The organism is Microbacterium sp. 69-7 (genome assembly GCF_001897985.1).
Lineage (GTDB): Bacteria > Actinomycetota > Actinomycetes > Actinomycetales > Microbacteriaceae > Microbacterium > Microbacterium laevaniformans.
The window spans coordinates 1-9,157 of record NZ_MKRU01000068.1 but is presented as its reverse complement, the minus strand read 5'-3'; the positions used below and the strand labels follow the sequence as shown (position 1 = coordinate 9,157).

General features: G+C 68.2%; 7 protein-coding genes and 2 pseudogenes. 3 read left to right on the top strand and 6 right to left on the bottom strand.

Annotation, left to right across the window (positions count from 1 at the left end; translation table 11 throughout):
- From BGN98_RS14820 to BGN98_RS06515, 4 genes and pseudogenes are all read right to left on the bottom strand, one after another.
- Positions 1 to 498 (bottom strand): ATP-binding cassette domain-containing protein (locus BGN98_RS14820; RefSeq protein WP_502687820.1); only part of this gene is annotated, 498 nt, incomplete at its 3' end.
- A 240-nt stretch (positions 499 to 738) separates the two neighbouring features.
- Positions 739 to 1,197, bottom strand: a pseudogene (locus BGN98_RS14815) (ATP-binding cassette domain-containing protein); the annotation flags it as partial.
- Between the two features lie 141 nt (positions 1,198 to 1,338).
- Positions 1,339 to 2,460: a multiple monosaccharide ABC transporter substrate-binding protein gene (gene chvE, locus BGN98_RS06520; protein ID WP_288120337.1), complete on the bottom strand. Its 1,122-nt coding sequence runs from the start codon at positions 2,458 to 2,460 to the stop codon at positions 1,339 to 1,341.
- Positions 2,461 to 2,686: 226 nt separating this feature from the next.
- The gene (locus tag BGN98_RS06515; RefSeq protein WP_082230660.1) at positions 2,687 to 3,142 is read right to left on the bottom strand and encodes an Lrp/AsnC family transcriptional regulator; all 456 of its coding nucleotides are present in this window, start codon (positions 3,140 to 3,142) and stop codon (positions 2,687 to 2,689) included.
- Between the two features lie 71 nt (positions 3,143 to 3,213).
- On the opposite strand from BGN98_RS06515, the gene BGN98_RS06510 reads away from it, so the two are divergent.
- Genes BGN98_RS06510 through BGN98_RS06500 form a run of 3 tightly spaced genes read left to right on the top strand, consistent with a single transcriptional unit; the run spans position 3,214 to position 6,438 of the window.
- Positions 3,214 to 4,698 (top strand): DUF6421 family protein, encoded by a 1,485-nt coding sequence (locus BGN98_RS06510; protein ID WP_288120334.1) that lies wholly within the window; start codon positions 3,214 to 3,216, stop codon positions 4,696 to 4,698.
- Positions 4,691 to 5,365 (top strand): SDR family NAD(P)-dependent oxidoreductase, encoded by a 675-nt coding sequence (locus BGN98_RS06505; protein ID WP_288120333.1) that lies wholly within the window; start codon positions 4,691 to 4,693, stop codon positions 5,363 to 5,365. The genes BGN98_RS06510 and BGN98_RS06505 overlap by 8 nt, the downstream gene beginning before the upstream one ends.
- Positions 5,366 to 5,376: 11 nt before the next feature.
- The gene (locus tag BGN98_RS06500) at positions 5,377 to 6,438 is read left to right on the top strand and encodes a threonine aldolase family protein (RefSeq protein ID WP_288120332.1); all 1,062 of its coding nucleotides are present in this window, start codon (positions 5,377 to 5,379) and stop codon (positions 6,436 to 6,438) included.
- Between the two features lie 33 nt (positions 6,439 to 6,471).
- On the opposite strand, the gene BGN98_RS06495 is transcribed toward BGN98_RS06500, so the two are convergent.
- Entirely contained in the window at positions 6,472 to 8,409 is a 1,938-nt protein-coding gene (locus BGN98_RS06495) for a M3 family metallopeptidase (protein WP_288120331.1), read from the bottom strand.
- A gap of 42 nt (positions 8,410 to 8,451) precedes the next feature.
- Positions 8,452 to 9,157, bottom strand: a pseudogene (locus BGN98_RS06490) (cell division initiation protein); the annotation flags it as partial.

Sequence of the window (9,157 nt, the reverse complement as noted above, 5' to 3'; positions counted from 1 at the left end):
CTGGTTGCCGCCCGACAGGTTGCCCGCGAGAACCGCCACCGAGGGCGCCTTGATGTTCATCTTGGAGCGATACGAGTCGGCGACCTTGTACTCGCGGTAACGATCGATGATCCCGAACCGGGCGAGTTTGGCCAGGGCCGCCGCCGACACGTTCATCTTGATGTCGCCGATGAGGTTGAGCCCGTAGCGCTTGCGATCCTCGGTCGCGTAGGCGATGCCGTGCCGGATGGCCTCGTCGACGGTACGAGTCTGGATCTGCACCCCGTCCTTGTAGACCCGGCCGCTGATTCCTGTTCCGTAGCTGCGACCGAAGATGCTCATCGCCAGTTCGGTGCGGCCGGCCCCCATGAGGCCCGCGAACCCGACGATCTCGCCCGCGCGCACGTGGAAGGAGGCGTTGTCGACGACGACACGGTCGACATCGACGGGGTGATGGACCGTCCAGTCCTCGACGCGAAACCGTTCGGCTCCGATGTGGGGCTCGCGCGGCGGGAACATGCTCGTCAGATCGCGGCCCACCATGGAGCGGATGATCCGCGCCTCCGTGGCGTCCGGCCCGTGCATGTCGATGCTCTCGATGGTGCGCCCGTCACGCAGCACGGTCACGGTGTCGGCGATGCGGCGGATCTCCTTGAGCTTGTGGCTGATGATGATCGAGGTGATGCCCTGCTGCCGCAGCTGCTCGATGAGCGCCAGCAGGTGGCTGCTGTCGTCGTCGTTCAGCGCGGCGGTGGGCTCGTCGAGGATGAGCAGCTTGACCTCTTTGGACAGGGCCTTGGCGATCTCGACGAGCTGCTGCTTGCCGACGCCGAGCTCGAGGATCTTGGTAGCCGGGTTCTCGTCGAGTCCGACGCGCGCCAACAGCTGCCCGGCCGCGACATTGGTCGCGTTCCAGTCGACGAATCCGCGTTTGTGGATCTCGTTGCCGAGGAAGATGTTCTCCGCGATGGAGAGGTAGGGGCTGAGAGCCAGCTCCTGGTGGATGATCACGATGCCGTCGGCTTCGCTGTCGTTGATCGAGCGGTACGCGGCCTCGTGACCGTCGAATTCGATCGAGCCCTCGAAGGATCCGGTGGGATACACCCCCGAGAGCACCTTCATCAGCGTGGATTTGCCCGCGCCGTTCTCCCCACAGATGGCGTGCACCTCCCCCTTGCGCACGCTCAGGGAGACGCCGTCCAGGGCACGGACGCCGGCACCGAACTCTTTGACGATGTCGCGCATGATCAGAATGGGCTGTTCCATAGGGTCCTTCACCTCGATGTGTCGATGACCGCTGAGTCGATGCTCGCCGGGCAGAGAGGGGGGTGGATGCCGCGGCATCCACCCCCCTCGAACTCACTGACCGACGTCGCTCGCCTTGAGGAAGCCGGAGTCGATGAGCATGGACTGCACGGTGTCCTTGGTGACCACCTCGGGGTCGAGCAGGTAGGACGGCACGACCTTGACGCCGTTGTCGTACGTCTTGGTGTCGTTGACCTCGACCTGCTGCCCCGCGACGATCGACGCGATCATCTTCTGCACGCGATCGCCGAGGGCCCGGGTGTCCTTCCAGACGGTCATCGACTGCTCGCCGTTGAGGATGGCCTGCACGTTCGCCTTGTCGGCGTCCTGACCGGTGAGCACCGGATAGGCGGAGCCGGGGGTGTACCCGGCCGACTTGAGCGAGGCGATGATGCCGATGGCGAGCGAATCGTTCGGCGACAGAACGACGTTCACCTTCTGGCCCGACGTGTAGAACGAGGAGAGGCGGTTGTCCATCTCGGCCTGAGCCTTGTCGGATGCCCAGCCCTGGATGCCGATCGACGCCCAATCCGCGTCGCTCGAGGGCGACTTGCCCGACGGGACCACCAGTTTGCCGGAGGTCACATACGGAAGCAGGACATCCCACGCGCCGGAGAAGAAGAACTTGGCGTTGTTGTCGTCGGGGCTGCCGGCGAAGGGTTCGAGGTTGAACGGTCCCTTGCCGTCGGCGAGGCCGAGCTGCTTCGCGATGAACTCGCCCTGCAACTTGCCCACTTTGTAGTTGTCGAAGGTCGCGTAGTAGTCGACGTCACCGGTGCCATTGATAAGACGGTCGTAGGCGATGACCGTGATGTTCTGCTTCTTGGCCTCGGCGAGCACCGGGCCGAGAGAACTGCCGTCGATGGCGGCAATCACGAGGATCTTCGCACCACCGGCGATCTGGTTCTGAATCTGCGAGATCTGCTGATCAGTCTTGTTGTCGGCGTACTGGAGGTCGACCGTGCAGCCGTCGCCCTTCAGCTTGGTCTGCAGACCCTCGCCATCGTTGATCCAGCGCTCGAGGGTGCGCGTGGGCATGGAGATGCCGACGTTGCATTCACCCTGGGCGCCGGTTGCCGCTCCACCGGAGGCCGCCGGCGTGGATGAGCACGCCGCCAATCCGCCGATGAGAAGTGTGCCGGTGACGGCCAAAGCCGCGAGGCGTGTGAGCTTCATGTTCTGTGCGTTCCTCTCTGAATGCAGAAGCCACCACCGCGTGGCAGACATCGCTCACGGAATGGTGATTGTTTACGGAGAGAACATATTCGGACAGACGACCCCGACGCGAAAAGCGACATGTGACCTATATGTTGTCTCTCGCAACATTGTGACAGCAAGCATAGGTTTTCGGCAAGGACAAATTCGGACGGCGCGTGGACGCCCCCACTCGCAGCCTCGAGCGCTACGAGGCGCCGAGGGGCACGATCGGCCGGTGCTCGTAGAACGTCTGCAGCACGACGGTGGTGCGTGTGCGGACGGACGCGGCGAGACGGATGTCGCGCACGAGGTCTTCGAGTGCGCGGGGGGATGCGACCCGGGCGAAGAGCATGTAGCTGGCGTCGCCCGCGATGGAGTGGCACGCTTCGATGGCGTCGAGGTGCTCGAGCAGTTCGGGCGCATTGTCGGGCTGCGCGGGGTCGAGCGGAGTGATCTCGATGAATGCGGCCAGAGGACGTCCGGCCGCGTCGGCATCGACGAGGGCGCGGTACCCGGTGATGACCTCGCGGGACTCGAGGCGCTTGAGCCGCGCCTGCACCGCCGAGACGGACAGTCCGACCGCGGCGGACAGGTCGGCGAGGGTCATCCGTCCGTCACGGGAGACCTCGGCAACGATTCGACGGTCGACATCATCTTCCACACATGGAAGAATATCCGATGCGAGCCACTCAGGCCGTAAATATTCCTGTCAAACGATCGGAGGTGCCCACCATGTCCCTTCTCACGCCCGCGAAGTCCGTCATCGGAGAGCCCGAGGTCGTCGAAGACGACAGACCGATCACGCAGCTCGTCGAAGACGACCGACCGATCACGCAGCTCGTCGAAGACGACCGACCGATCACGCAGCAGCCGGCGTGGCTGGCCCTGAAGGATGCCGTCTCGCAGCTGCAGCCGCTGCAAGCGCAAGACGGCTCGGTCGCGGACCCCGCCCACCGTGATCACGCCGCGGAACTGGTCGCCTCGGTCGCGGAGGCGATCGCAAGCCTCGCCCCGCTGTTCCCGCACGATGCCGCCTACCTGTCGGCGTGTGTCGTCGACCTGCACCGGTGGGCCGACAGCGGCTTCGGTGTGCCCGACTTCCTCGACTCCTTGGTGACCTTCCAGCCGCAGCGCGACCGTGTCGACGGCCTGCGCCATCTCGTCGTCTTTCCGATGTACACGCAGAACGGCTCCCGCGACCGGCACCTGGAGGCGGTGCTCTGCGAGGTGATCTGGCCGGAGTTCATCGCCGAGCTGGAGCACACGTACACCAACGGCCTGTTCGTCTCCCTGCGCCTGCTGGATTTCACGTCCGGCTACGACACGAACTCCGCGGTGCTGTTCCCCGAGACGGTCGCCATGCGTGAGATTCCGGCGTTCACGTGGGGCGCGATCTTCCAGGACCGCGAAGCGGCGCGCTTCCGGCGCGTGGTGGGCGCGGCATCCGAGATCACGAAGCTCGACGTACCGGAGGGCGTCGCGCGCATGCTCACCGACCAGGGCCTGACCGAGCAGACCTTCGTCATGTGGGACCTGATCCACGACCGCAGTCACATGCGCGGCGACCTGCCGTTCGACCCGTTCATGATCAAGCAGCGCATGCCGTACTTCCTGTACTCGCTCGAGGAGCTGCGCTGCGATCTGACCGCGTACCGGGAGTGCGTCGGCATCGCCGCGCGGCTGAGCGCGCGGGCCGATCAGGGCGAAGAGCTGACGGATGCCGAGCGGGAGATGCTCGATCACGCACGACTCGTCCAGTACGCCGTGCTCTTCGACCGGATCTTCCGGTTCGCGATCACCGGGACGCGGGTACGCAACTACGACGGACTGGGCGGCCAGCTGCTGTTCGCCTGGCTGCATCAGCGCGGCGTGCTGCACTGGACCGACACCGCACTGGCGTTCGACTGGGACGACGTGCCGGCGGCGGTCATCGCGCTCAGCGACGCGATCGACCGGCTGTACTGGGAGTCGATCGACCGGCCGAAAGTCGCGCACTGGCTCGCCGCGTATGAGCTCGTCCGCGGCGTCGTGACGCCCCATCCGGCGTCTGTGTGGGCGCGGGGTCTGCCCGACGAGGTGCTGGCCGGAGCTCCGAAGGGCTACACCGACGCCGTGCTGGACGACGAGTTCCCGCTGTCGATGTTCTTCGAGGCGCTCGACAAGAAGATGCACGGCGTCATCTCCTCGACCGCGGGGATCACGAGCCGCGATGGGTGACGGCGTCCGCGGGAGGACGATCGTCGTCGCCGGCGCCACGAGCGCGAGTGGCCACGCCGCCGCCCGCGCGCTCGTGGCGGCCGGGGCGAGCGTCATCGCGGTGGGGCGCCGCGATGACGCTCTCGCTCCCCTGCGCGACCTGGGCGCGCGCACGGCCGTGTGCGACCTCGCCGACGAGGCGGAGGTCGCGGCGTTCGCGGCGATGCTCGCGGCGGACGGCGTGCGTGTCGACGGGCTGCTGCACCTCGTCGGGGGGTGGCGCGGCGGCGGCGGGCTGCGCGGCCAGACCGAGGCCGACTACCGCGCGCTGGAGAGCGGACTGAGCGCCCTGCGACACGTCACGCGCGCGTGCTGGGATGACCTGAACGCCTCCCCCGCCGCCCGGACGGCGATCGTGTCGTCCACGGCGGTCGCGCGTCCCCTGGCGGGCGGGGCCAACTACGCCGCCGTCAAGGCCGCCGAGGAGGCGTGGGCCCGCGCGATGGCGCAGGGCTTCGCGAAGGACGCGCGCGATCGCGGGGTCGCGCAGACCGCGGCATCCGTCATCTTCCGCGTCCGGGCTCTCGCGGGCCTGGAGGAGGCGCTCGGATCGGCCTTCGTCGGGCTCTGGGATGCCGACGCGGCCGAGATCAACGACACGATCGTCGGCCTCGGCGCGCCGAACTAGATTGGATATCCGTGACCACCCTGCATGACACGACCGTCCGCGGCTTCGCCAGCGACAACTACTCGGGCGTCCACCCCGAGATCCTCGAAGCCATCGCCGCCGCCAATCACGGGCATCAGATCGCGTACGGCGAGGACGCCTACACGGCCCGACTGCAGGAGGTGTTCCGCCACCACTTCGGCGACCACGCCGAGGCGTTCCCCGTCTTCAACGGGACGGGCGCGAACGTCGTCGGGCTGCAGTCGATGCTGCCGCGGTGGGGTGCGGTGATCGCGGCATCCACCGCGCACATCAATGTCGATGAGGGCGGCGCTCCCGAGCGGGTTGCGGGGATCAAGATCCTGAACGTCCCCACCGACGACGGCAAGCTGACTCCTGAGCTCGTCGACCGCGAGGCCTGGGGATGGGGAGACGAGCACCGCGCGCAGCCGCTCGTCGTCTCGATCACACAGTCGACCGAGCTCGGCACGCTGTACACGCCCGACGAGATCGCGGCCCTCGCCGACCATGCGCACGCCCGCGGTATGCGCCTGCACCTGGACGGTGCCCGCATCTCCAATGCGGCCGCGGCACTCGACCTGCCGCTGCGCGCCTTCACCACCGACGTGGGCGTGGATGTGCTGAGCTTCGGCGGCACGAAGAACGGCGCCTTGGGCGGCGAAGCCGTCGTCGTCCTCGACCCGGCGGCCGCGGAGGGGCTGCTGTTCCTGCGAAAGCTGAACATGCAGCTGGCGTCGAAGATGCGATTCATCTCCGCGCAGCTGGTCGCCTTGCTCGAGGGGGACCTGTACCTGCGCAACGCGCGCCACGCGAACGCGATGGCCCAGCGCCTGCGGGCCGGTGTCGAAGCCGGGATCGCCGACGGATCGGTCACCGGGGTGTCGTTCAGCCAGCCGACGCAGGCCAACGGCGTCTTCGCGGTACTGCCCGACGGCGTCGCCGATGCCCTCCGCGAGAGCTTCCGCTTCTACGATTGGGACGCGGCGAAGAACGAGGTCCGCTGGATGTGCTCCTTCGACACGTCCGAAGACGACGTCGACGCGTTCGTCGCCGCTCTCGCCCGCCTCACCTGACGCGCGCCGGCTCGACGCCGATCCGTCACCGGGTCAGGCGCCGGCGAGCCACGCCCGGTAGGCGTCGAAGGAGTACGGCCGTCCGAGGAACGCCTCGACGAGCGCGGTCGCGTCGCGGCGGCCGCCCGGCTCGAGGATCTCGCGGCGGTAGCGGGAGGCCGCCTCGGCATCCATGAGGTCGCCGCCGAAGCCCGAGAGCAGGTCGCGGGCGATAACGAGGCTCCACTGGTACGTGTAGTAGCAGGCACCGTAGCCGGTGAGATGACCGAATCCGGCGTACGGGTGCCGTCCGCGCAGTGGCTGCACCGGGCTCGTCACGGAGTACCAGTGCTCCGTGGCCGCCTGCAGGTCTTCCGGACGGTCGACGTGCAGGTGGTACGACACGTTCGCGTGGCCGAGCTGGCGGCGCACCTCCAGGGCCCGTCCGAACCCGTCGGCGACGCGCATCTTGGCGACCAGATCGGCCGGGATCGGCTCGCCCGCGGCGTTCGCGGTGAACGAGGCGAGGACCTCGGCATCCCACGCCCATTCCTCCAGCAGCTGGCTGGGCGCCTCGACGAAGTCCCACTCCGTCGCCACGCCCGAGAAGCGCACGAAGCGCTGCGCGCCGCCGAGGATGTCGTGCACGAGGTGGCCGAACTCGTGGAAGAACGTGACGACTTCGTCGTGGGTCATCAGCCCGCGCGCGAAGTTGCACAGCAGCACCGCCTCGGGCAGCACACGCCCCGCGACGCCGGGGGCGAGGGGGAAGCAGGCGGCGTGGTTGTACTTGCCGTCACGCGGATGCAGGTCGAGGTGGATGCGTCCGAGCCGCTGACCTTCGCGGACGACGTCGTACGAGCGCACATCGTCGTGCCAGGTGGGGATCTCGACAGGCACGTACTCGACGTCGAGCAGGCGCGCGGTCGTGTCGAGCACGCCCGGCAGCACCCGGTCGAAGGAGAAGTACGAGCGCACGAGCTGAGCGTCGACGTCGTGACGCTCACGGCGCAGCGCGCTGAGAAGGTAGAAGAAGTCGGCGATCGTGACCTCGGTCGCCGCCGGGTCGTCCTGCTGCAGCCGTTCGAGCAGCACCGGGTACTCACGAGCGGCCGCGTCGGCCGATGCGTCGTCGAGACGCCCGAGGAACTCGGCGATCGCCGCACTGCCGCCGTCGACACGATCGGCGCCGATCATGCGGGTCTCGGTCTCGTAGTCGGCCCAGTCGCGGTAGCCGAGCAGCTGCGCACGTTCCGCGCGGACGGCCAGCAGCTCGGCGAGGACAGTGTCGTTCACCGGCCACGCGAGGTCGTTGTAGGCCGCGACGAGCGCCGTGCGCGTCGCCCGGTCGGTCGCGTATTCCCGCACCGGCATAAGGTCGGTGTACTCGGTCGTGAGCACGATCAGCCCGTCGTGGTCGACGGGGTGCGCGTCGATGAAGTCCTGCGGCAGACCCGCCAGTGCCGCGGGGGCGACGCGGATCTCGCGCCGTCCGTCACGGATGTTGCGTGAGAACTCCAGACTCAGCTCCGTGTCGCGGTCGGTGAGCACGCGCACACGCTCACGATCAGCCGCAGGAAGGGCGACGCCCCCGCGGTGGAAGTCGCGGCGCACCTGCGCGAGCAGCCGCGCCTGGTCGGCGTCGAGAGCGTCATCGGTGAGAGCCTCGAATGCGGCGAACAGCTTCGCGTCGAGAAGGCGGGATGCCGAGAGCGCCTCGAGCGCCTGCACCTGCTCCTCCGCGATGCGGCGCACCTCGGCATCCGGGTGCGCCTCACTCAGCAGGTAGGCCTCGCACGTGGCCTGCCGGAGCGCCAGATCGGCGTCGTTCCACAGGTCCAGGCGCGTCGCGGCATCCCTCTCGTCCGCCGCATCGATGAGGCGGGCGTCGACATCGGCGACGAGAGCGACAGCGGCGGCGGGCCGTCCGGACGCGAACGCCACCCAGCCGTCGGCGTCGGTCGGGAAGACGAGAGGCTCGATCGAGGTCATGATCCGAGCCTACGTCGGGGCTGCGACCTCAACGATCGGCGATCACTCGGGCGTCTGATCGCCGTCGTTCTCGTCGTCGTTCGCGTCGTCGCCAGGCGCGGGCGCGGCCTCGGCACTGTCGGCCGCCGCAGCCTCGGTGCGCAGCAGTTCCTTGACCTCGGACATGAAGCTCGTCAACTGCTGCTGCTGCCAGCGCAGTGCCCGCGTGCGGTCTTCAGCGTCGCGCAGCACGCTCTGCGAATGCCCGGTGACGGTGTCGATGATCTTCTGGGCCTTGACGCTCGCGCGATCGAGGATCTCGCGCGAGCGCAACCGCGCGTCGGCCTCGTGCTGCTGAGCCTGCGCGCGCATGAGCTTGTCGAAGTCGTCGGCCTTCGCCGTGATGCGCTGCGCGTGCTCCAGCGACGCGGCGACCTGCTCGTTGGCGTCCTGCGTGATGCGCTCGGCGTGCGCGACGGCCTGGTTGTGCAGCATCAAGAACTCCTGCTGGGCGTCGTCCTGCCGGCGGCTCAGTGCCTCCTCGAACTCCAGGGCGCGCAGGCGCTGCTCGCGCACGGCGTCCTCCGCCTCCGCGCGGAGCTGCTCCGTCTCACGCGAGACGAGCGAGCGCAGCGCTGCGGCCCCCTTCTCGGCTTCGGTGCGGATGGCAGCGGCCTCTTGTTCGGCCTGCGCGACCTTCTCGGCGGCGTGCGCCGCCTCGCGCTCGAGCTGGGCGGTGTGTGCCGTCAGCTCGGTGTCGATCGTCAGT